Here is a 22,322-nt window from a genome sequence, read left to right on the forward strand (position 1 = left end):
AGTGTTACCGGAACACATCACAATTCTTGACTCTTATGAGAGTCAGGAATTATTTTTAAGGACAAAGTAACACTGTTTCCTAATTATAAAAAAGTAGATAGGAGAGTTGCACAATGAACATAAAAGGAAATTGGGCGCTTGTCACGGGAGCTTCATCCGGCATCGGAGAGCAATTCGCCCGACAATTGGCCAAAGAGGGTGGCGACCTTGTACTCGTAGCCCGATCGAAAAACAAGCTGGAGAACCTGGCATCGGAGCTTAGAAAGAAGCACGGCGTCAAGGTCGAGGTGATTCCTACCGATCTTGGCAAAGAGGGCGCGCCAGGCGAGTTATATCGGCAATGTCAACTTCTGAATTTAGAGATCGAACTGCTGGTTAACAACGCAGGCTTTGCCACGCACGGTTTGTTTGAACAAGTGTCAGGCGTGCGCCAGCATGAGGAAGTCATGCTCAATGTTGCCGCTGTTGTAGATATGACGCACTTGTTCTTGCCGGATATGTTGTGTAGAAACTCCGGGGCCGTTATCAATGTCGCATCGACCGCCGGATTTCAGCCCCTTCCCTATATGGCCGTATACGGAGCAACGAAAGCCTTCGTCTTGTCGTTTACCCAAGCCTTGTGGTGGGAAAACCGCAACAGTGGCGTCCAATTTCTCACGCTTTGTCCCGGAGCGACGGACACCGGCTTCTTCAACATCGTAGGCTCGGAAGAAGCCGCCGTCGGTAAGAAAGACACACCGGAGCGAGTCGTGGAAGTTGCGCTTCGGGCATTGAAGGACGGGAAGCTGTATGTCGTTCCAGGTACACAGAATTATGTAGGTACGCAGATCGGACGATTCATGACGAGGAAACAGGGACTTCGTCTCGTTGGCGGCATGCTTCGTCCACGCGACGGCTCCGCCAACAATAAGAAGCCGGCCGGTCCGTCCGATCTTGCAGGATGGATGATCCAGTAGGCGCGCTGATGGCTAATTCGGCAAATATTTCAGCTAATGCTTCTGTCCATCAACCCATCCGGGACCGAACACACGCCGGTGAAGCACAGGCTTGTTTCAGAGATCAGCCCGGCCGGGAAAGTCATGGAGAGCTGGCACATTCAATTCGAGAAGGCAGAATAAACTTTAGATACACTGAAATTGATTAAAATATTTTATAAAAATCAAACTGGAATATTCTGGATAGGGATCTATTTTGATCAATCTTTTTTCAAAATAGATTCTTTTTATTTATCGTAAAATGTGGGTTTGCGAGATATTTTTGATTAAACTTTATTTAAAAGCTACACCTCGAAAGAGGGTGGAGTTTGATTGAATTACTAGTAGGATAAAGAGGTGGAAGTACATGGAGTAACCAATTGTACTAACGGGGCAGGTTAGTCGAATTATATGTTGTGATGGAAAAAAATAGATTTTTTTAGGGGGATTAAAATGGTTACATGCTATCTGAAATATGTTATTGACCCTTATAAATTAAATGAGTTCGAGGAATACGGTAAGATGTGGATTCGATTAGTTAATAAATTAGGCGGTACACATCAGGGTTATTTCCTTCCACATGAGGGTGCTAATAATATTGCTTATGCATTATTCACTTTTCCAAGTTTAGCAGCATATGAAGAGTACCGAGTAAAAATGGCATTGGATGCAGAATGTCAAGAAGCATATAAATTTGCAGAAGAGACTAAGTGTATTTTAAGTTATGAGAGAAGCTTTATGCGTCCTATATTCGAATGAACATACATTAAAGTAAAAAAAAATCTATATATACCTTGTTAAGCTAACAGGTGCTTTACTTCAATAAGGGAGGTTGCTGCGGCAACCTTTTTTTTACGGAACTAACGGGGCAGGTTAGCTTAATAAGAACAGGACAATCAATATACTATGTAGAATATAATTAAGATGACATTGTTTAAAGATTTAGAAAAAACAGTATGTAAAAATTAGGAGTGTTTGTTATGGTTCATGCAAAAGATGTTTTATCGGATCAGTTGTTGGCAAATGCTAATGACCCAAGTTGGTACCTACCATTTTCAGATTCAGTAGAAAGATTGTCTGAGGAACATGCATTTTGGAAGCCAAACGAAGAAAGTAATAGTATTGCTGAAATTGTGCAGCATCTACTATATTGGAATCAAACATGGCAAACAAGGTACCAAAAATCTCACGTTGATGCTGTGCCTTCAATAGGAAATAATAATAACAGCTTTATTATTCCTGAAAATCATACTTTTGCTGACTTAAAAAAACAACTATTAGAGGTGCTTTTACGTTGGCAAGAGTTATTATCTGAAGAAAAAGTTGAGAGAGAAGTTAATGGTTATCCTGGACACGTGAAATGGTGGGCAATACTCGGAAATGTGTCAACTCATAACGCATATCACATTGGTCAGATCATTTATATCCGGAAGTTGCAAAATAGCTGGAAAATAGATGCAGGAGTAGATAAATAAATAAAAGTTGCACTAGTGCCTACTTGAACTAACGGGTGCGTTAGCTGAAGATCGGAGCTGTCTTTAAGGCAGCTTTTTCTTTATTAAACTATCGGAGCAGGTTAGAACAATAAGTCCTAGGGTATAATTCTGCTAATAGTTGAGTTTTCGGGGGTAAGTCAATGAATAATCAAGATTATTTTAATGATGAAAACTATACTGGTAATCACCTTCATGTAGATAATTGGAAATATGAGTTCACTCCATATATAGAAGCAATTGCTTGGGTAAGAAAGACAGTTCAATGGACTTGTTTTTTAATGATTTCGCAGATGATAAGGAGTTTCAAGCGTTATTTAGTGATAAAGAATACTATTATAATGAACTTATGGGTGTATTTCTTGGTAATGTTAAAACTAATCAGGAAGTATACGAAATGTTTCGTAATTGGGTTGATGGAGTGCTATACCCATTTAGGAAGAGAGCTAAATAGAAAAGAAAGGATTTTTTCTCTCTTAATGGTTAGTTCTATTTATCATTGTATAAATGTAACCTCTTTACTAATTTCCATATTTTACACCTCCTATTTGGACGTGAATGCGTTTACATTTAAGTTTGCAATGATAACGTTGTAAAATTTCCTGTTTAAATAATCAACTATATTCACCTCTTAATTTACTAAACATATTGGTGTATAATAAATAAATCCATATAAAGACGGAGATGAATGCTTTGGTTACAATTACTGATATCGCGAAGCTTGCCGGAGTTGCTAAGAGTACAGTTTCACGTTATCTAAATAATGGTTCTGTTAGTGAGGCAACGAAAAATAAAATCGAACGTGTGATAAATGAAACCAGCTATGCTCCTAATGCCTTCGCTCAAAGTTTAAAAGCAAAGAAAACTAATATAATCGGTACCATCGTACCGAGACTTGATTCGTATGCTTCTTCTCATACGTTAATTGGCATTGATGAACAATTAAGAGAACTAAATTATCAAATGCTGATCTCAAATACCGGTCAGGATTTAGATCGGGAAATTGAAAATATTTACACACTGGCTAAGCAAAAGGTTGCGGGAATGATTTTGCTTCCATCCCAAGTTACAGACGCCCATTTAGAGGCCTTCAAAGAGCTGCACTTGCCCGTTTTACTGGTTGGTCAGCAGCATGAAACAATTCACAGCATCATACACAATGATTATGAAGCAGCATATGATCTCGGAAAACATGTGCTGGAAAAAGGTCACCGTAAGATTGCTTTTTTGGGCGTAACAGGAAAAGATATTGCTGTAGGAGTCATGCGAAAAAAAGGATTTCAGCGGGCGATAGATGAAAAATCAGACTGTGAAGTAAGGTATTATGAAACAAGCTTCAGCATAACAGATGCATTAATCAATGTCCCCTCTATTATTGAGGAATTCACTCCCTCTATTATCGTATGTGCAACTGATAATATAGCGATTGGTGCTTTGAAAGCAGCTTATTTAAGAGGTTTAAAAATCCCAGAAGACTTGTCGATCACTGGATTTGGAGGTTATGAAGTAACAGAGATGATACACCCAGGCATAACTACAGCGAAATTTTACTACAAAGAAGCAGGACAAATGGCAGCTAAAAGTATCGTAAAGCTTGTTAACGGGGAAGAATTACCAAAATTATCTCTATCAAAATATAAAATTATTGAAAGAGAAAGCGTTGACAATCGTTTACTACACCGATTATAATCAAAATGAAATCTGTTACCAAATATTTCCCCTCTAAAATGTAACCGGTTTCTGTGAATCAACTTGTTGATATTATATTTTTTTGGTTTATGCTGGAACCGGTTCCGTTGCTTAATATATTCATATATTTTTTTGAATTCAAACGGAACCGGTTCCAAGTCAGCGTCTATAAACGTTTAAAAGGAGGATCATTATGAATTATAAAGAAGTATCCCAGGAAATATTGGAGGCAATCGGCGGGAAAGAAAATGTGGCAGCTGCAGCACACTGTGCGACTCGGCTCCGCTTAGCTTTACATGATGAAGATAAAGTCGATCAAGCAAAACTAGATGAGATGGATGCAGTAAAGGGAACATATTCAACTGGAGGGCAATACCAGATTATTATCGGTGCGGGAACTGTTAATGAAGTATACAAAGAGTTTTCAAAGCTAACTGGACTTACTGAAATGTCGACGAAAGATGTAAAAGATGCTGGTTCGAAGAAAATGAATCCGCTTCAGCGCTTTGTAAAAATGCTTTCTGATATTTTTGTTCCTATTATTCCTGCAATTGTTGCCGGCGGTCTATTGATGGGGATTAACAACTTGCTCACAGCACCTGACTTATTTATCGCAGGGCAATCCATTGTCGAAGCTAACCCGGGATTCGCAGATTTAGCAGCTCTAATTAATACATTTGCCAACGCAGCATTCGTATTCCTTCCAATCTTAATCGGTTTCTCTGCCACACAGCGGTTTGGCGGAAATCCTTATCTGGGTGCTACACTTGGAATGCTAATGGTTCACCCTGACTTATTGAATGGTTGGGGATACGGAGGAGCCTTAGTAAGCGGTGAAATTCAGGTCTGGAATATTCTCGGATTTGAAATTGAAAAAATCGGATATCAAGGCACTGTGTTGCCGGTACTTGTTGCTTCCTTTATTTTAGCAAAAATAGAAACGTATTTGCGAAAAGTCATTCCTTCCGCACTAGACAATATTCTAACACCATTATTGACAATTTTTATTACTGGTATCTTAACGTTCACAGTAGTAGGACCGATAACTCGTGCTACAGGGAACTTATTAACAGACGGTCTCATCTTCTTATATGATGGAACTGGTTTTATCGGAGGAGCTATATTTGGACTTCTTTACGCACCAATCGTTATCACAGGTATGCATCATAGCTTTATTGCTGTAGAAACACAATTGCTTTCTGATATTTCAAAAACTGGGGGCTCTTTTATTTTCGCAATTGCAGCAATGTCCAATATTGCTCAAGGTGCAGCAACCCTTGCAGTTACTTTCATTACGAAAGATAAAAAAACAAAAGGTACGGCATCTGCAGCGGGTATTTCGGCTCTTTTAGGGATTTCAGAACCTGCAATGTTCGGTGTTAACTTAAAACTGAAGTATCCATTTATTGGAGCAATTATAGGTTCAGGAGTGGCTTCTGCTTTCGTCACCTTCTTCAAAGTAAAGGCGATTGCACTTGGCGCTGCAGGTTTACCAGGGATTATTTCCATCAAAACAGATACAATTATCTTTTATATAATTGGTATGGCCATTTCCTTTGCTGTTGCCTTTATCGCAACATTCAGTTTAGCAAATCGGACAGATAAAAAAGTTGCTGCCCTTTCTCGAAAAGAAGCAGCCTAATTTATTAATATGAAAAGGGCTGTTCGAAACAAGGAACAGCCCTATGATTTTTTAAAGGAGTCTGATCACATGGGATGGACAAAAGAACAGCGTTATCGCCGCGTTGAAGATGTTAATCAGGTAGAGCTACAAAATTTGCAAACAAGAGTAAATGAATGCACATGGCGACAAACCTTTCATATACAGCCTTTATCCGGCCTACTTAATGACCCTAATGGCTTCTCTTTTTATCATGGCGAGTACCATTTATTCTACCAATGGTTTCCACTTGGTCCTGTACATGGGTTGAAGTATTGGTATCATACGAAATCAAAAGATCTTGTTTCTTGGGAAAATGCCGGCATCGGGATCGCACCGGATGATTATTATGACAGCCATGGAGCCTATTCCGGAAGTGCTATTGAATATGAAGGAAAACTATATTTATTTTATACCGGCAACACCCGTGATGAGAATTGGCAAAGACATCCCTATCAATGTATCGCCATCATGGAGAAAACGGGACAAATTGAAAAATTGACCCATCCATTCATTCGGGACGTACCAGAAGGATATACTAATCATTTCCGCGACCCGAAAGTTTGGAGAGAAAATGATACCTTTTATGCAGTAATCGGTGCACAGCGGAAAGACAAAACAGGATGTGTCGTCCTTTATCGTTCCTCCAATCTAGTAAACTGGACATTTGAAGGAGAGTTACATACTGACCTTGGAACTCTTGGATATATGTGGGAATGTCCAGATTATTTTGAACTGCAAAACTATGGTGTACTGATGTTTTCTCCACAAGGTTTGGAGCCCAAGGGAGACCTTTACCACAATATTTATCAATCCGGTTATGTTATTGGCAGCAAGCTAGATACAATAACCCACTCATTATCACATGGCTCTTTTCAGGAGCTTGACAGAGGCTTTGATTTTTATGCGCCGCAAACAATGGTTAATCCTGACGGAAGGCGTATCCTTGTCGGATGGATGGGCTTGCCTGAAATCGACCTACCCACAGACAAAAATGGCTGGGCGCATTGTTTAACACTGCCAAGAGAATTATCTGTTCGAAACGGCAAACTGATTCAGCGGCCAGTGCAGGAACTTCAAGCGCTACGCAGGCAGGAAACTGAAGTAAAAGGTGTTTTGAAGAACACCAAGAACATGTATGAAGAATTCAAAGGAGTATCCTATGAAATGGTATGTGAATTTGAAAACAACGATGCCGTTGAATTTGGTATTGAATTCAGGGCCGGTGATGATGAAAAAACGGTCATTAAATATGATACTGTAGAGAAAAAAGTCATTCTTGACCGCTCTTCTTCAGGTGAGACCGTTGGAGAAGCTTATGGAACAATCCGAAAATGCTTTGTGAATACCAAAAAAATTAAGTTTCATTTATTTGTAGATACCTCTTCTGTTGAGATTTTCATTAATGACGGTGAAGAAGTATTCACGAGCCGGATCTTCCCTCGTGAAAACAGAAATGAAATTCGTTTCTTTGCATTATCTGGAAGCACCACTTTTCAAGCAAAAAAATGGAGTTATGTATGAAAGCGAGAGGTAAGGTATGAGAAATTTATATGCAATCGGTGAAGTATTAATTGATTTTATCCCCCTTCAAAAAGGAATCGCACTAAAAGATGTAATGGAATTCGAGCGTGCTCCAGGAGGCGCTCCAGCGAATGTTGCTGTATCAGTTGCCAGAAATGGCGGCAATGCGTCGATAATTACTAAGCTCGGAATGGATTCATTTGGGGACTTTCTTTTAGAACAATTGCAGCAAGCCGGCGTGAAAATAGATAAAATTACGAGAACGAATGAAGCCAACACAGGCCTTGCTTTTGTATCTTTGCTTGAAAATGGTGAACGTGATTTCTCTTTCTACCGCAATCCTTCTGCAGATTTGCTGCTTCATGAGACTGAAATTAACGATAGCTGGTTTGCAAACGGCGACCTCCTCCACTTCTGTTCAGTCGATTTAGTGGAAAGTCCTATGAAGCATGCGCATGTGAAAGCCATTACTTCTGTAAAAGCAAAAGGCGGAATCATCAGCTTTGACCCAAATGTCCGCCTTCCGCTTTGGACTGATCCTGAAGAATGCCGGAAAACGATTTTAGAGTTTGTTCCAATGGTTCATATTGTGAAAATTTCTGATGAAGAGCTTGAGTTTATTACCGGGATTACTGACAAAGAAAAAGCAGTTTCTTCGTTATTTACTGGTGCTGTTAAAGCAGTAATTTATACAAAAGGAGCTCAAGGTGCCGAATTATATGTAAGAGGTAAAAAATACGAATCAACCGGGTATCGCGTCGGCGTACAGGATACAACAGGGGCTGGGGATGCATTTATCGGAGGCTTGCTATATCAGTTATTAGAAAAAGACGTTCGGCAAGGAAATCTGGAAGAAGTTCTTGAACTTCATCACCAAGAAATCCTAAGCTTTGCAAACGCTAGTGGCGCTCTTACTACGACTGGAAAAGGAGCAATCTCTTCCATTCCAGCCAAAGAAGCGATTTATCAACTGCAGCAAATCTATCAATAATGGCGCCTGCCCTAAACGGAAAAGTACCGACCGATTGGCTTGCTAAGTTGATAAGGACGAATTAAAAGTTTTTTCAATTTGCATATTTGTATTTCTCTTTATTTTCGGTGGTTTGTTTCTCTTTAAAAAATATGGACTTTAACATTAAGTGGAACACCACAGTTTCGTTCACACCAGATAAAAACAAAAACTAAGGTGGAGTTTAATGTATGATACATGGATTTATAGTCATTTCATAAATACAGGGTTCTTCCTTGTTTTAGTACTTTGTGTAGCGATAATAATATCAGCCACCTTTATTCATTTTGTAACCAAATAAAAAATAACTAAATCTTTTTTTTGAGCTTTTCCTGATGAGAATTTTCACAATTTGTATGTTTTATCATTATCACTGGAATTTTATTTACAACTATATGGTTATACCTCAACTAACTGAAGTAACATCACAGTTTGTGTCAACTCTAAAATAAGTCTTATAGAACTAACGGGTGCGTTAGCTGAAGATCAGAGCTGTCTTAAGGCAGCTTTTTCGTCTTTAACTGACAGGTGTTATTGTTTAATGAAAAATCTACTAATCTAGTATAATAGTTCTTCTTTTGTCTTTACTGTCTATTAATATGGTATAGATTGGAGAGAAACAGGTATGATCTTAACTGATGTATGGGGTTTATATAAGGCAGATAAGCAAATCCAAGGTTATTCTCCACAAACATTAAAGGCCTATTACGTCCAATTTAACTTGTTGGTGAATAGTTTTGGAAATATATCCATTCAAGAACTTTCAACTAATTCTCTTAAAGTTTATCTGGGGAAAGCAGCTGAAAAGCTTAAGCCATCCAGTAAAAAGATTTGCTACTCTTTACCCTTACTAGTCGGATCAGGCATCTGCCCATTGGATTGTCGATATTTATTGTATTCCCCTGTTGATTGAGTCCTTGGATTCAGCTTCCACCATGGGGAACGTGTAAGCACATCTTCTAACTCACTACTTTTTAACGGAGCTACTGGTCTAAGATACGGTACACCAAAGGAATGAAGCGTACATAAGTGGATAATTATTGTGATGGTCCCAAGCATAATTCCAAGCATCCCTAGTGTCCCGGCAAACAGAATCATTGGAAAACGAAGCATACGAATCGCGATTGCTGCCGGATACCGTGGAATCGTAAAAGAGGCGACGCCTGTAATCGCAACGACTATAACCATTGGTGCAGAGACAATTCCCGCGGAAACAGCAGCTTCACCTATGACAAGAGCCCCGACAATGCTTACTGCACCCCCGATCTGTTTCGGAAGTCGTAACCCTGCTTCACGCAACGCTTCAAACATGACTTCCATGATTAAAACTTCAACGAGAGCAGGAAATGGAACATGCTCTCGCGAGGCAGCCATACTAATTAAAAGGTTCGTCGGAATCATCTCATGGTGAAAGGTGATTAACGCCACATACAAGGCAGGAAGGAACAGTGAAATCACAAGGAAAAGGTAACGAAGCCATCGAATAGCCGTCCCAATCAAGAATCGTTCATAATAATCCTCACTTGATTGAAGTAAAGAATAAAAAGTCGAAGGCACAACGATAGAAAAAGGAGTTCCATCTACTAAGATGGCCACACGTCCTTCAAGAAGGTTTGAGGTAACTACATCAGGGCGTTCCGTCGCTAAAACCTGTGGGAAAGGGGATTTTGGGTTGTCTTCAATAAGCTCCTGTATCATTCCGCTTTCCAATATTCCGTCAATTTCAATTCGGCTTAGCCGGTTTTGGGTTTCTTCTATTAAAGTCCTATCTGCAATTCCTTCCATATACGTGATAACAACCTTTGTTTTGGTGTAACGACCTATCTCAATTGATTGCATTTTTAGTTCGGGACTTCTTATTTTTCTTCGAAGTAAGGAAGTGTTTACCCGTAAGGTTTCCACAAATGCTTCACGTGGTCCCCTGACAACCATTTCAGCTGAGGGTTCCTCAACTGAACGTTTCTCCCATTTTGAGAGGCCTAACGAAAACCCCGTTTTTCTCTTATCTACCAGTATCACTGGATTTCCCGAGGAGATTTCCTGTATACACTCAGAAAATGTTTTGATTTCTTTCACATTGGAAACAGATATTTTCTTTTCGATCAGACTATTAACGTTGTAGAATTCCTCCTCAGTGTTCTGCATAAGTGGAGAAAGTACGTTGTCATCTATTTCTTCAATGTTTGACAAACCTTCAATGTAAAGTAGAATGGATTTATCTTTTCCACCTATGAAAAAAGGACGAAAGATAACATCAGAGCAATCTTTATATATAGAGCGGAACTTGTTTTCGTTATTAGTCAAGTTATCAAATAGCGGATCTGGTTCTTGCTTGAATTGTCCCACTGTTGGAGATATTTTCGCCATTTTAGATTTCAAAGATTTCCGCCACAAATGATTCATCATGGTCATCCTTTCCCATCCCAATAAAAAACACCATTTATTATAGTTTTGTTTTATGTGAGTATATTTATACCAAAACGGAGTAAATCCAAATAGAGAAGTCGTTAATTAAATGGCTTTATTCGATGGGGATAAAACCTATTTTTCTGAATTATTATGCTGGTATGTTACCCCAGCTTTCTCCTTAGATATATCCGCCTAGGAAGAACCATTTATTAATGAAATGGGTTCTTTTTTGTAACTAACTAAATGGGCTGGGTTGGAAATTAACTATGTTCGTAAAAGTACACTTTTACGAACTTTTTTTGATTGTTACTTCTTTTAAATATACTCTGTTAAACAATGCTGTTGATTTTTCTTTTTCAACTAAAATAATCATTCAAAGGTCAAATCTTTTTTTGCTGTATCAAAAAGAAGTTCTGATTATAAAAAAAGCAGTAGTAGTATAACTGCCGTTTCAATTCTCCATCAAATTCATCTACTACTAGTAGATGAATTTGATGGGAGTGAAGTGTAAATGAATTCAAGAAGCAAACTTGATGTTTCGTTCCTAACATGGAATCTTTATTTAGGTGCGGATCTGACACCGATTTTAACCGCAACGCCAGCACAAATTCCCCAGCGGGTAACAGAAGTGTTTCGACAATTTCTTGCGACCAATTTTCCTGTTCGTGCGAAGGCAATTGCTAGAGCTATCGCTTTGGAAAAACCTGATCTTATCGGTTTGCAAGAAGCTGAGCTATGGCAACTTATTATCCCTACTTTCGGAATTGTTACCTACGACTTTATAGAATTATTATTGAAAGAGTTAGAGGAAATGGGGTTGAACTACGAAGTTGCAGCTCAGAACCGAAATCTATCGGTGGAACTTCCTGATAGCAATGGAAATTTAGTTCGATTTTTGGATAGGGATGTAATATTGATTCGAAAAGAAAGAAATTTGAAGGTAATTAGACGCCAAGAAGCTAATTTCCAAACAAATCTAATTGTACCCGTAGGAGGACAACCCTTAACAGTACTTCGAGGATGGTCCTCTGTAGATGTTAAGATAGATGGACAAGTTTTCAGGATGATCAACACACATTTGGATCCAACTGTTGAAGCAATACGGAATGCTCAAGCAAATGAAATTCTGCAGGGACCTGCAAATACACGGTTACCCGTGGTTATTACGGGAGATTTAAACTCCATCCCTAATAGCACCACTAATAATTTGTTTATTAATGCAGGCTTTCATGATGTATGGAGTAAAGTTGGTAAAGGACCAGGGTTTACCTGTTGTCAAGCTCCTGATTTATTAAATGCAGTTTCTATGTTGAACCAAAGAATAGATTATATTTTATTTAAAAACGGCTGGGAACCAATAGAAGCAGAATTAGTAGGAGAATCGCAGAAAGACCGAACAGAAACAGGGCTTTGGCCATCCGATCACGCAGGAGTATCAGCAAGGTTAAATTTAGAGGATCATCATGACCATCACCATGATGAAAGCAGTGATGAAATCAGCAGTTAACAATTGAATAAGAATGAAAAGACCGTTACTTTTAAAGAGACGGTCTTTTTTAGGGGGCAAAGTGTGACGTGATTTCTGAAAATATACTAATGGTGTGGGACAGAGACCCATTGTTGGCTTACCTTTATTAAATAAAAGGTACGTTAGTTTTTAAGAAGAAGTAAAAAAGTCGATTCCTTAACGTAGAGGAGATCGACTTTTCAGGTGGTAGCGTATAAAACTTCCGAAATAGACGGTATAGCATTGTTGCTACCGTTCGTAAAAGTAGACTTTCCCGAACGGTACAATTTCCTTACAAAACAGCCGGTTTTCATGTTCGTTTAAGTATAAAAAACAGTTTTCGAACGTTCTCTAACTTCTACACACTTTTACGAACGTCCCAAACGGAATAAATGTAAGGGTGTAGCCTTGAAATAAAGTTTGATTAAAAAAACTCTATAAACCTTGATAAAAGAACAAATAGAAAAAGCGTGTTTTGAAAAAAAGATTTAGTTTGTCCCTTTCGAAAAATTACTTGTCCACATAATTTAAACTAGGTAAAAATTAATTTTTTACTTAAAATATGTTTTTGAAGGGGAAATGGTATTTGCAAAAGGAAAATAAATTAATTTACACAGGTGTGCCGGGCTTCAGTCCACTCAGCACGGGGCAGGACTTACTCTACATCGGTGACGGAAACGACAACACCGTAAAGACATTCGACCCAGTAACGGGGCAGTTCCTCGGCGCCTTTGTCGTACCAGGCAGCGGCGGCTTGAACGGTCCTCGAGGACTACTCTTCGACCATGAGGAGAATCTACTTGTAGCCAACCAGAACGTTCGCAGGAATAACGGCAACGTGTTGAAGTACAGCGGACAAAGTGGGCAGTTTCTGGGCGAACTCGTCAGTTCAAAAGAAAAAGACGACGCTCCGTTCGCGCCGCGCGGCATCATCCTCTCTGATGACAACGTCCTGTTTGTGGCGGACTTTATGGACCACGGGAACAAGCCAGGAGAACTGCGGGCGTTTGATGGAACCACGGGGGTGTTTCTCGGTAGTCTTGACCACCCTGGCTTCAGCGAACAGGCCTTCTATACCCGCGGTGTAGTGATCGGTCCCGATAGCTTGCTGTATGTTTCCGTCTTCGACATTTCCGATCCGAATAGCGGCTGGGTGCTGCGCTTCGACCCGAATACAGGGGCTTTCCTCGGAGTATTTATAGAGAGCAACAGCACCAACAACCTCCACCGTCCTGAAGGCTTGGTATTCAATCCCGACGGCAGTAAAATCTACATCACCAGTTTCCGTGGATCCGTGAATGACACGGACAAAATTCTCGTCTTCCACGGAGAAACGGGCGCGTATCTTGACGAGGACAAGATTGACCTCTATACCGTGGGAGAGCCTCGTGCATTTGCTCAGGCAATCTTGTTCGGACCAAGCGGAAAACTGTTTGTTCCCATTACGGGTGGAGATGTAGCTACAACAGGTTCGGTGCGAAGCTACAACGTTGAAAGCAAGATGTTCGATGAACTAGTAAGTCCTACTTCCGCAGGGGGACCGCTAGGTGAGCCTTGGTACCTGACGTTTGGCAATACGAACCCTGCAACGATGGCTTATCATAACGATGTAATAATAGGTTAACAAGGATTTGATGACGGCATCTGATAGAAAAAACGGTTCTGGTGCAAATATGACCTGTTAGAAACATAGAATCTCAATATCCTTTTTATCTATGAATTATGAGGCTACTCCAAATAATTTATGTATGAATTCAATCTCGCCTTGGACAGACTTCACCCCTTGTTGAAGTTGTCCTTTTTTCAGCATATGTATCACCTCCACTCCACAGATGATTTGTTTGGCTGTTCGAAACGTTTTTAATCCTTGCATAGAACGGACTCGCTTCTTTATAAAGCGATGATCTTGCTCCACTATGTTATTCAAGTACTTCTGTTGTCTAAGTTGCATACCATCAGGTATGCTTTTCTCTTTTTTCAACTCTTCAATTGCTATAGGATAAGCCGGGTTCTTATCGACCGTCATGACACGAGGCTTAGAAACATGAAAAGACCGCAAAGCTTTCTTGAAGAAGCGCTTTGCAGCCTTTTTGTCTATTGTTTTACTGAGATAAAAATCTATCGTGTTTCCTTTGGAATCCACTGCACGATACAGATACATCCATTGACCTTTTACTTTGATATACGTTTCATCGACTCTCCAGGAGTCATTTGTCGGCTTAAGATGACGCCGTACCCTTTCATCTAATTCCGGTCCATATTGATGAACCCAACGCATAACCGTTGTGTGAGCCATCGATAAGCCGCGTTCTTCCATCATCTCCACTAAATTACGAAAGCTCAAGTTGCCGCAGGTACCATCTCACTGTTAACAAAATCATGTCATGCTGATAATGTTTCCACTTGAATAAATTTTGATTTTCCATACTATGACGCACCTTTTTTAAGATTAATAGTATCGGTATGTCCAAGATTTAGAGATTAATTGCTATTATTGAAGTTTTTGCACCAGAACCCTTTTTGTTGACGTGACCCCTATTAATTCCTAATAAGACAAGTAAATATAGTTTGGATTCTCATATAGAGATACATTAGAGCTGCAATTCTACCTTTTTTGCTAGTAAGATCAATTTTTGACCGGAGACAATTAAGAAACTCGCGGTCACAATTACACTGTGAATCGACCTTAAGACAATCATCATGAGCTTTACAACAGGCATCAACATCGTTAATCGGGGCACCGGGTCCACTACAACCAGGTCCACACCATTTATAACCCGGAAAAATACAAAAACCTGATAGTTTTTTTCTTTTTTTTACTTTCAATGTATAAAATCCCCTCTTAAATTAATTTTTTATATATATATGAAAAAATTAATTTAAGGGATGTATTTAGATGCCTAACTTATGAAAAAGATTTAAACGGGTGGCATTCATTGAAAAACGCCACTTTTTTATGCAGCCACCAGGCTTCCATAGAAGTCAGAAACGTTGATATATCAACGATGTATAAAATCCTACATTATCGATAAAAACAAACAAACGCTAAACCCATATGTATCAAAGGTTTGGCTCTTTTGCTCACTATTTCTTGAACAAAAGGGCACCGACTCATCAGGATAGAATAACTGGCCTCCACCCCTTGGATAGGCATGACGAAGGAATGATAGGGCAATTGACCCGTTGAGACATGGGAGGGAAAGCCTCCAGGGGCGGCGTGGAGAATGTACATTATATGGTAAAATGTGGAGTGTTGTACAACTCCTTTATTTCACTATGCCTTCACGAAATTTTCATGTCCTGAAATCACTCCATTTAACCGTGAACTTAAATTCAATGGTGATAAAATCCTGCGAATAAGCGAGTATTTGTGAGAAAATCGTATTAAACTGAGGGAGTTCAAGAAGGAATGATAGGTAAATATATAGGGGTTCAGCCGAGATACGTGTAAAAATGGGTCATAGGCTTACTTTTATTTCCATATCTGTGATATACAAAAAAATTAAAGAAACACGAATTTTATAGGCTAAGATATTTTTTGGAAGTAAAAACCTTGATTATTCTGCTTAGTGTAAAAAAATCAAGGTTATTTATTTGTAGAGTGACAATAAAGTTATTTAATTTTTGATGTAGATTACTTCACCGCACTTAAAAATATAACAATAAAGTCGTTTAAATCTAAGAGTTATTTCATAATCGCGCCCGATAGTGGTAAAGTGATGAACGCGAATAAGTTACATTAATAATCCTCAGTTATTTTACTAAAGCTCCCGTGAACCCAAAAAGAAGAACGTCCTCGCATCTTGCAGGAACGCATAATAAACATTTACTTTTCTGCTGAGATTATTAAGAACATAGGTCTACGAAGTTCTTCTTTCATTTCGGGAATACTCATTAACATTTTTTCAGAAGGAATTGGTCACTGGAAGTAGGAGAAAACCTCATCGTTTTCACACCAGAGAAACCGGGAACCTACATGTACAGCTGCTGGATGGGAATGATCCGCGGTGTAATCATTGTGAAAGAAGCATAGGAGGAAGTAAAAGCTCCATAAAGAAAATCGGCTGTATCAAATGGGGATAGCTGGTTTTAAAAATATTTAGAAAATCCAGTTGACAGTCCACCTACTACGTGTTACGATACACCTGTAGTATGTCACACTGGATACCAACATCACTGAATAGTGAGGTTGCAAAAATATTTTTAAGTAAAATAGTTAACACCTTCTACTCGGTGATACAATATACATGTAATAAGTAATAATGAATAGCGTGATTTCCCAAAAGCTATTCAGTAAAAATTTACCTTAGTACTCTGTTATACTGAATATAAGTCAGACAAAATAGAGGAGGTAGAGGAGGATCTAAACATGGAAAATTTAACTGAAATGCTGAAGGGTTCGCTGGAAGGCTGCGTGCTGGAAATCATCAGCCGCCATGAAACCTATGGCTACGAGATTACCCGCCGCCTGAACGAGCTTGGGTTTACCGAAGTCGTGGAAGGGACGGTCTATACCATCCTCGTGCGATTAGAAAAGAAAAAACTTGTGAATATAGAAAAGAAACCGTCAGATATGGGGCCGCCCCGCAAGTTTTATTCACTTAATGAGGCTGGCCGTCAGGAACTTGAAATGTTTTGGAAAAAATGGGATTTTGTATCATCAAAAATCAACGTCTTAAAGTCAATCTAGCTTCATAAGATATTCCGTCCGATATTTTGGAGTGTCTTGTTCAGTTTTATAAAAAAGGAGGAAAAATAACATGATGGAAATGTTCAAAAAAATGATTGGTGATAAAAAAGAATACAAGATGATGATGGCACGGGTTGAAGCCCTGCCAGAGGACTACCAGTTTGTATTTAAAAAAATTCAAAACTACATGTGGAATTTCTCAGCGGGCAGCGGGATGGATATGCTGCACATTCAGTATGAATTAATCGAGTTGTTCGAAGCCGGTGCGGCGGAAGGTAGACAGGTGCTGGAGATTACTGGGGACGACGTGGCGTCCTTTGCCGACGAACTAGTGGCAAACGCTAAAACCTATGTTGCCAAGTATCGTGAAGATTTGAATCAGAGTATCATGAAGCGTTTGGGAAAAAATAAATTCAATAGATAATACCGACTGAATAGCTGGTTACAAATGTGAATTGCCACCTTCGCTAATCAGTTATATTTTTAACTCAGTAGTAAGTTATACTGATTATCAGTCAGACTAAATAGATGAGTATAGGCAATCTAGCTCCGCAAGGCGCTGACCGGATAATTACGGATCTCGCAAGCGACCTTGCTGCGCATTTTATAAGGAGGAAAAAAGTATGAGCAATGCAGCGATTTCTGTAAAAGGGTTAAAAAAATTTTTTAAAGACAACGAAGTCTTAAAGGGGGTGGATTTTGAGGTGCGGCGTGGCGAAATTTTCGCACTGTTGGGCTCAAATGGAGCGGGCAAGACGACGACGGTCAACATCCTCTCGACGCTGATGAAGGCCGATGGCGGCGAAGTAGGTATTTGCGGCTTTGACGTCCAGCGTCAACCGGATCAAGTTCGCCAGAGCATCAGCCTGACAGGACAGTTCGCAGCTTTAGACGGCATGCTCACTGGGCGGGAAAACCTGATAATGATCGCCAAGTTGCGGGGAGTTTCCAATCCCGCTCAAGTCGCCGACAATCTGCTTGCAAGATTCAGCCTGACCGATGCGGCCAACCGCCGGGCGGACAAATATTCCGGCGGGATGAAGCGCCGGCTTGACATCGCCATGAGCCTGATCGGGACGCCAGCAGTCATTTTTCTCGATGAACCGACGACAGGGCTTGACCCCGAAGCGCGGATTGAAGTCTGGGATACCGTCAAGGAGCTTGCCGGCGGCGGCACGACCATCTTGCTGACGACCCAGTACCTGGAGGAAGCCGAACAATTGGCGGACCGTATCGCCATCCTGCATGGCGGAAAAATCATCTCGACCGGGACCCTTACCGAACTCAAGGAGATGTTCCCGCCAGCGAAAGTGGAGTACATCGAGAAGCAGCCGACATTGGAGGAAATTTTCCTCGCGATCATCGGCAAAAAGGAGGAGATGTAAATGAAAAGCAAAACAGGGGTATTACTAGGGCGTTTAATGCGCAACATCATGCGCAGCCCGGATACAATTATCACGGTGGCGATTACGCCGATTATGATGCTGCTGCTGTTTGTTTACGTATTTGGCGGCGCCATAGAGACAGGCACGGACAACTACGTCAATTATTTATTACCGGGAATCTTGCTGATGGCTATCGCATCCGGCGTCGCTTACACTTCCGTACGGCTGTTTACGGATGTAAAGAGCGGGCTGATGGCGCGTTTCATTACCATGCCCATCAAGCGCTCGTCGGTATTGTGGGCTCACGTGTTGACCTCGCTTGTTTCCAATGCGCTTACTGTCGTGGTGGTTATCCTCGTCGCGCTCTTGATGGGCTTCCGTTCCAGTGCTAATATCCTGGATTGGCTCGCGGTTGCTGGGATACTAGGGCTGTTTACGCTGGCGCTGACATGGCTGGCGATCATTCCGGGATTGACAGCAGGGTCTATGGAAGGGGCGACAGCCTACTCGTACCCGCTGATTTTCCTTCCGTTTATCAGTTCGGCCTTTGTCCCCACCGAAACCATGCCTAAAATTGTCCGTGCGTTCGCTGAGAACCAGCCCGTGACTTCAATCGTGAATGCGATTCGTGCCCTCTTGTATGAAGGGTCTGTTGGCAACGATATCTGGATCGCGCTTGCCTGGTGCGTCGGCATCATGGTCATCGCTTACTTCTTCGCCAGTAAAGTATTTAAACGCCAGTTAGGGTAAGTACACCATTGAAGAAACATGGATTGACAAACTAAGAAATAAATTAAGAAATTCTATTAAATAAAGGAGCGAGCCATGAACTGTGCTTTTCTTCAATATCAGCTAATAGAAGATTTGTTGAATAATTTCCAATCTCTCAGTGATATAAATGAGAGATTGGGATTTTTAATACTGGAATATCCTTAACGTTGTAAATCCGCGTTTTGCTGGCGGTACCCCTTCTAAGGGTGTTTTATACAGCCAATCTGAAAACCTTTTTACGCACAATGTGTCACTTTAGGAGGTAATATTTTGCACATCCAACCTTAAAAACCCAGCATCTTCTCATGTGAAGATGCTGGGTTTCTTAATTATCTACATCAATCATTTTTAGAAAACTTCGGATCTTACCAGTAAAAAAGCGACTGCTCTTTGTTCCGCAATCGCGCCCGATTGCGGAAGTTCGTTGATAAAGGAAAGCACCCATAACAAGATAGTAAATTCCTAAAAAATTAACCGGAATGTGTCTTTTTAACCTAACGGATCATCCCCAAACCTTCCCCACAAAACTGGAAATAATTCCTCTAGATCATCCTCTTCCCAATCAAATTCTATATCTTTTTCTGTCTGTAACCCCATTTTTTCAAGCTCTTCTAACATTTCATCATGTATGTCATCATCCCACTCAATGTCGCCTGTCTTTATTAGAGTGTAGGCATCTAATCCAACCGAGAGCAATTCTTCATTTTGCGGAAACCCCTCTTCATCAAGATTATCTTCACTAATGTATTCTGCTAGATATTCAGGGTCATTAATTACCTTATTATATATTTCTTCGCCCTGCCCGATTAGCCAACCCCGAAAATAATCGAATGTATCGTCAGAGCATCCCCCCATTAGGACGAAGGCTGCTCCCCATAAACGAGATTGGTAACTTTCGTTTATCAATCCTTGAAACATAAATTCGAATTCCAACACTTCCTCTAATTCCTTTTGAGATAATACCTCTGTTAACCACTCAGCCTGTATATCAAATCCTTTGGATTCTTCGATTAATCCCCAAAATTCTTTCTTATCCACTATATACACCCCATATCTATCATTACTTCTAAGAATTATTCGGCTTTGTTATCCTAATTCCTTTAAAATCTAGTTTGAATGTAAAAAAAGCCGTCTTTATTATGTATCATTCTATAAATCCTAAAAAATACCTACCAACATATTTGTACAGAAACTCGTATTTTCAAGGGCAAAATAGCACTTAAAACAGGTGCAACTTACCGATTAAAGTGACAGGGGAATTTGAGGTGTTTTTTTCAAGTCTCCAGAACTTATAACTTTTTTTGATTGTACAAGGGGGGAATCAAAGGCGCTTTATTTGAATAAGGTCGTTTACGTTAAATCGTTCTAAATAACATTGGAGCGATTTTTTTCATTTCTATCAGAGGTAGCACATTAACAATGTTCTTGTACGCTTTTTCAGTTATACGAAATCTAAGAAAAATTCTTGTTAACTGATAGGTTAGAGAATCACTTTATAGAAATAGCTTGAAGAGTTTATCACAGATGCAAAAATAGTTCCTAGTCCTAGGAAGGCTTTAAGCTTGATGTTAAAGGTTTTTTCATATGAATGATAGTAAAATTGGGAATTTCCAAAGAGTGCAGTGTGCAAAACAAGCGGTTTTACAGGAAAAATTAGTTGGCATGGTTTTTGCTTATCTAAATGATGAGTAAATAGAGTAAGGAGGTGAATCGTCAACTACTCAGATTTGTTGGTAAGAGTCCCAGGAAAGAATGACGACTAATTCAAGTGCTCTTCTTCATTGTTTCAGGAACTATTGTCGGATTCGTAATTGGTTTGCTCGGTGGGGGTGGATCAATTGCAGCAATTGGATCTTCTCTGGTATCTGTGGACACATTTGGGCTTATGACAGCTATAAGCTATAGCTTATCTGACCTTGTAAACTGGTGGATTATGTTCGAATTTGTTGGAGGGGGAGTTGACGGCGGAACAAGTCGGAGCTTGGCTGGCAGCTCGCTTAAGCAAACAGCAGTGTACGCTCCATTATGTATTTTCTGGTGTTGTTATGTTGGTCGCCATTTACATGCTAATCATTAATGCTGAAGCGTTAGATTGGTGAGCTACTTTATAAAATTGAGATGAGGAGATTAGAATGGCAAATATGAAGAATGAGACACATTACAAAATTTTGATTGTAGGAGGGGAGGTGCTTTTATACCGTTCAGAACGTCCATAAAAGTACATAGAAGTTCGCAAAGTTCATCAATACTTTAACGAAAAACGGCAGTTTTAAGGACAAATTACAACGTTCGTAAAATTGTATTTTTACAGACGGATGACTATTTTTCCTATATAGAGTGGTTTTTTTGAATTTTTTTTGCAAGGTGGTATAAGTTTATCTATCTGCCCCCCTCCTGGGGTCTATAGGTTCTTTCAGTTGAAAATTCACTTCTACACATGGGCAAACGCTCAGTCATTCAAAGGCTGGTTGAATAACTATATAAAAAATGTCTAGATAGTTATTTGTCTATGCAAATAACAAAATGGGAATCCATGCACTCATTTTTATGGTTTCCTAAACTAAAAAAGAGGTGAATCATTTTTGTCTTTTCCAAACATCCCTAATATTACACCAACCATTTCGATTACGACTGCTCAGACTGTACCGTTACTTTTGTCTTCCATTGCTCTTGAAGAATTAGCCCTCGCTCACATCATCAATGCTGAGGCAGAGAAGCTTCAATTTGTTTTAGGAACATTACCAACAGGAACCACACTTTCTCCTGCAGTGGTTTCGTTACCCAATCTTCTTGCTGTTGATGCAAGTGTTCAAAGAACGCTTCGTGATGTGATCAAGAAAGAAATGCTGCTGGAGTTCAAGTTTGAAAACGTTCTGGATTTGTTAACTATTCCCCCAACTCCTCCTCCACCCACAGCGACTATTACCTTGAATGTTGATCCATCTACAACAATATGTGCTTTTGGAACAGGATCTAATACTGCAACTCTTACTGGTCAAGTGTTGGTGAATGGTAGTCCCGCTCCAGTAGGTACACAAGTGAATTTTTCAGTAAGTAATCCCGCTCTTGGCTCTATAGCTCCTGCTTCTACTACAACTAATGCTTCGGGTAACTTTGTCATCAACCCTATTTTTACAGCTACTGACGGACCTGGGACAGTAACTATTACCGCTACGCTTCCTGCTTTTCCTGGAGTAACTGCAAGTGTCAC

General features: G+C 40.0%; 21 protein-coding genes. 17 read left to right on the forward strand and 4 right to left on the reverse strand.

Features of this window, described 5'->3' with window-relative positions; all coding sequences use genetic code 11:
- Nucleotides 1-113: 113 nt before the first annotated feature.
- From QUF94_RS28580 to QUF94_RS28620, 9 genes are all read left to right on the forward strand, one after another.
- A complete protein-coding gene (locus QUF94_RS28580) occupies nt 114-956 on the forward strand; it encodes an SDR family NAD(P)-dependent oxidoreductase (protein ID WP_289318994.1) in 843 nt (280 codons plus the stop codon).
- 8 nt (nt 957-964) lie between these two features.
- Complete coding sequence (locus QUF94_RS28585; RefSeq protein ID WP_289318995.1) at nt 965-1,144, forward strand: hypothetical protein; 180 nt, start codon at nt 965-967, stop codon at nt 1,142-1,144.
- A gap of 283 nt (nt 1,145-1,427) precedes the next feature.
- Nucleotides 1,428-1,733 (forward strand): NIPSNAP family protein, encoded by a 306-nt coding sequence (locus tag QUF94_RS28590; protein ID WP_057277240.1) that lies wholly within the window; start codon nt 1,428-1,430, stop codon nt 1,731-1,733.
- A 221-nt stretch (nt 1,734-1,954) separates the two neighbouring features.
- Complete coding sequence (locus QUF94_RS28595) at nt 1,955-2,449, forward strand: DinB family protein (RefSeq protein ID WP_098937146.1); 495 nt, start codon at nt 1,955-1,957, stop codon at nt 2,447-2,449.
- Nucleotides 2,450-2,711: 262 nt separating this feature from the next.
- Nucleotides 2,712-2,921, forward strand: coding sequence for a hypothetical protein (locus QUF94_RS28600; RefSeq protein ID WP_289318996.1), 210 nt, complete (start codon nt 2,712-2,714; stop codon nt 2,919-2,921).
- Nucleotides 2,922-3,160: 239 nt separating this feature from the next.
- The gene (locus QUF94_RS28605; protein WP_222620052.1) at nt 3,161-4,156 is read left to right on the forward strand and encodes a LacI family DNA-binding transcriptional regulator; all 996 of its coding nucleotides are present in this window, start codon (nt 3,161-3,163) and stop codon (nt 4,154-4,156) included.
- Nucleotides 4,157-4,349: 193 nt separating this feature from the next.
- Complete coding sequence (locus QUF94_RS28610) at nt 4,350-5,798, forward strand: sucrose-specific PTS transporter subunit IIBC (RefSeq protein WP_230162691.1); 1,449 nt, start codon at nt 4,350-4,352, stop codon at nt 5,796-5,798.
- 69 nt (nt 5,799-5,867) lie between these two features.
- On the forward strand, nt 5,868-7,340 hold the full coding sequence (locus tag QUF94_RS28615) for a sucrose-6-phosphate hydrolase (RefSeq protein WP_289318997.1): 1,473 nt from the start codon (nt 5,868-5,870) through the stop codon (nt 7,338-7,340).
- A gap of 16 nt (nt 7,341-7,356) precedes the next feature.
- Nucleotides 7,357-8,331 (forward strand): carbohydrate kinase family protein, encoded by a 975-nt coding sequence (locus QUF94_RS28620; RefSeq protein WP_289318998.1) that lies wholly within the window; start codon nt 7,357-7,359, stop codon nt 8,329-8,331.
- An 852-nt stretch (nt 8,332-9,183) separates the two neighbouring features.
- Here the strand turns inward: QUF94_RS28620 and QUF94_RS28625 are convergent.
- On the reverse strand, nt 9,184-10,716 hold the full coding sequence (locus tag QUF94_RS28625) for a spore germination protein (RefSeq protein WP_289318999.1): 1,533 nt from the start codon (nt 10,714-10,716) through the stop codon (nt 9,184-9,186).
- Between the two features lie 553 nt (nt 10,717-11,269).
- Here QUF94_RS28625 and QUF94_RS28630 point away from each other — a divergent pair.
- A complete protein-coding gene (locus tag QUF94_RS28630; protein WP_289319000.1) occupies nt 11,270-12,265 on the forward strand; it encodes an endonuclease/exonuclease/phosphatase family protein in 996 nt (331 codons plus the stop codon).
- Nucleotides 12,266-12,851: 586 nt separating this feature from the next.
- Nucleotides 12,852-13,889: an NHL repeat-containing protein gene (locus tag QUF94_RS28635; protein ID WP_289319001.1), complete on the forward strand. Its 1,038-nt coding sequence runs from the start codon at nt 12,852-12,854 to the stop codon at nt 13,887-13,889.
- Nucleotides 13,890-13,985: 96 nt separating this feature from the next.
- Here the strand turns inward: QUF94_RS28635 and QUF94_RS28640 are convergent.
- A protein-coding gene (locus QUF94_RS28640; RefSeq protein WP_289319002.1) for an IS6 family transposase occupies nt 13,986-14,691 on the reverse strand; the annotation gives its coding sequence in 2 pieces (ribosomal slippage) (nt 13,986-14,610 and nt 14,609-14,691; 708 coding nt in all).
- Nucleotides 14,692-14,803: 112 nt separating this feature from the next.
- Nucleotides 14,804-15,091 (reverse strand): phospholipase A2 family protein, encoded by a 288-nt coding sequence (locus tag QUF94_RS28645; RefSeq protein ID WP_289319003.1) that lies wholly within the window; start codon nt 15,089-15,091, stop codon nt 14,804-14,806.
- Between the two features lie 1,543 nt (nt 15,092-16,634).
- Here QUF94_RS28645 and QUF94_RS28655 point away from each other — a divergent pair.
- The 4 genes from QUF94_RS28655 (at nt 16,635) to QUF94_RS28670 (ending at nt 19,090) form a co-directional block, all read left to right on the forward strand.
- The gene (locus QUF94_RS28655) at nt 16,635-16,955 is read left to right on the forward strand and encodes a PadR family transcriptional regulator (protein WP_289319004.1); all 321 of its coding nucleotides are present in this window, start codon (nt 16,635-16,637) and stop codon (nt 16,953-16,955) included.
- Nucleotides 16,956-17,025: 70 nt separating this feature from the next.
- Nucleotides 17,026-17,379, forward strand: a complete 354-nt coding sequence (locus QUF94_RS28660; RefSeq protein WP_057219647.1) for a DUF1048 domain-containing protein — start codon at nt 17,026-17,028, stop codon at nt 17,377-17,379.
- Between the two features lie 199 nt (nt 17,380-17,578).
- A complete protein-coding gene (locus QUF94_RS28665; protein ID WP_289319005.1) occupies nt 17,579-18,340 on the forward strand; it encodes an ABC transporter ATP-binding protein in 762 nt (253 codons plus the stop codon).
- A complete protein-coding gene (locus QUF94_RS28670; protein WP_289319006.1) occupies nt 18,341-19,090 on the forward strand; it encodes an ABC transporter permease in 750 nt (249 codons plus the stop codon).
- Between the two features lie 510 nt (nt 19,091-19,600).
- Here QUF94_RS28670 and QUF94_RS28675 read toward each other — a convergent pair.
- The gene (locus QUF94_RS28675) at nt 19,601-20,149 is read right to left on the reverse strand and encodes a DUF4240 domain-containing protein (RefSeq protein ID WP_289319007.1); all 549 of its coding nucleotides are present in this window, start codon (nt 20,147-20,149) and stop codon (nt 19,601-19,603) included.
- A gap of 920 nt (nt 20,150-21,069) precedes the next feature.
- On the opposite strand from QUF94_RS28675, the gene QUF94_RS28680 reads away from it, so the two are divergent.
- Both QUF94_RS28680 and QUF94_RS29025 read left to right on the forward strand, forming a co-directional pair.
- Nucleotides 21,070-21,210, forward strand: a complete 141-nt coding sequence (locus QUF94_RS28680) for a hypothetical protein (protein ID WP_289319008.1) — start codon at nt 21,070-21,072, stop codon at nt 21,208-21,210.
- Nucleotides 21,211-21,693: 483 nt separating this feature from the next.
- Nucleotides 21,694-22,322, forward strand: a 629-nt coding sequence (locus tag QUF94_RS29025; RefSeq protein WP_483313704.1) for an alpha-helical endospore appendage domain-containing protein, incomplete at its 3' end; no start/stop codon positions are given.

Source organism: Peribacillus sp. NJ4 (assembly GCF_030348345.1).
Classification (GTDB): Bacteria; Bacillota; Bacilli; order Bacillales; family DSM-1321; genus Peribacillus.

Bases quoted from the DNA above. Each gene is read 5' to 3' on its own strand.
- QUF94_RS28580 (WP_289318994.1), top strand. From the start codon at position 114: ATGAACATAAAAGGAAATTGGGCGCTTGTCACGGGAGCTTCATCCGGC.
- QUF94_RS28585 (WP_289318995.1), top strand. From the start codon at position 965: ATGGCTAATTCGGCAAATATTTCAGCTAATGCTTCTGTCCATCAACCC.
- QUF94_RS28590 (WP_057277240.1), top strand. From the start codon at position 1,428: ATGGTTACATGCTATCTGAAATATGTTATTGACCCTTATAAATTAAAT.
- QUF94_RS28595 (WP_098937146.1), top strand. From the start codon at position 1,955: ATGGTTCATGCAAAAGATGTTTTATCGGATCAGTTGTTGGCAAATGCT.
- QUF94_RS28610 (WP_230162691.1), top strand. From the start codon at position 4,350: ATGAATTATAAAGAAGTATCCCAGGAAATATTGGAGGCAATCGGCGGG.
- QUF94_RS28615 (WP_289318997.1), top strand. From the start codon at position 5,868: ATGGGATGGACAAAAGAACAGCGTTATCGCCGCGTTGAAGATGTTAAT.
- QUF94_RS28620 (WP_289318998.1), top strand. From the start codon at position 7,357: ATGAGAAATTTATATGCAATCGGTGAAGTATTAATTGATTTTATCCCC.
- QUF94_RS28625 (WP_289318999.1), bottom strand. From the start codon at position 10,716: ATGGCGAAAATATCTCCAACAGTGGGACAATTCAAGCAAGAACCAGAT.
- QUF94_RS28630 (WP_289319000.1), top strand. From the start codon at position 11,270: ATGAATTCAAGAAGCAAACTTGATGTTTCGTTCCTAACATGGAATCTT.
- QUF94_RS28655 (WP_289319004.1), top strand. From the start codon at position 16,635: ATGGAAAATTTAACTGAAATGCTGAAGGGTTCGCTGGAAGGCTGCGTG.
- QUF94_RS28660 (WP_057219647.1), top strand. From the start codon at position 17,026: ATGATGGAAATGTTCAAAAAAATGATTGGTGATAAAAAAGAATACAAG.
- QUF94_RS28665 (WP_289319005.1), top strand. From the start codon at position 17,579: ATGAGCAATGCAGCGATTTCTGTAAAAGGGTTAAAAAAATTTTTTAAA.
- QUF94_RS28670 (WP_289319006.1), top strand. From the start codon at position 18,341: ATGAAAAGCAAAACAGGGGTATTACTAGGGCGTTTAATGCGCAACATC.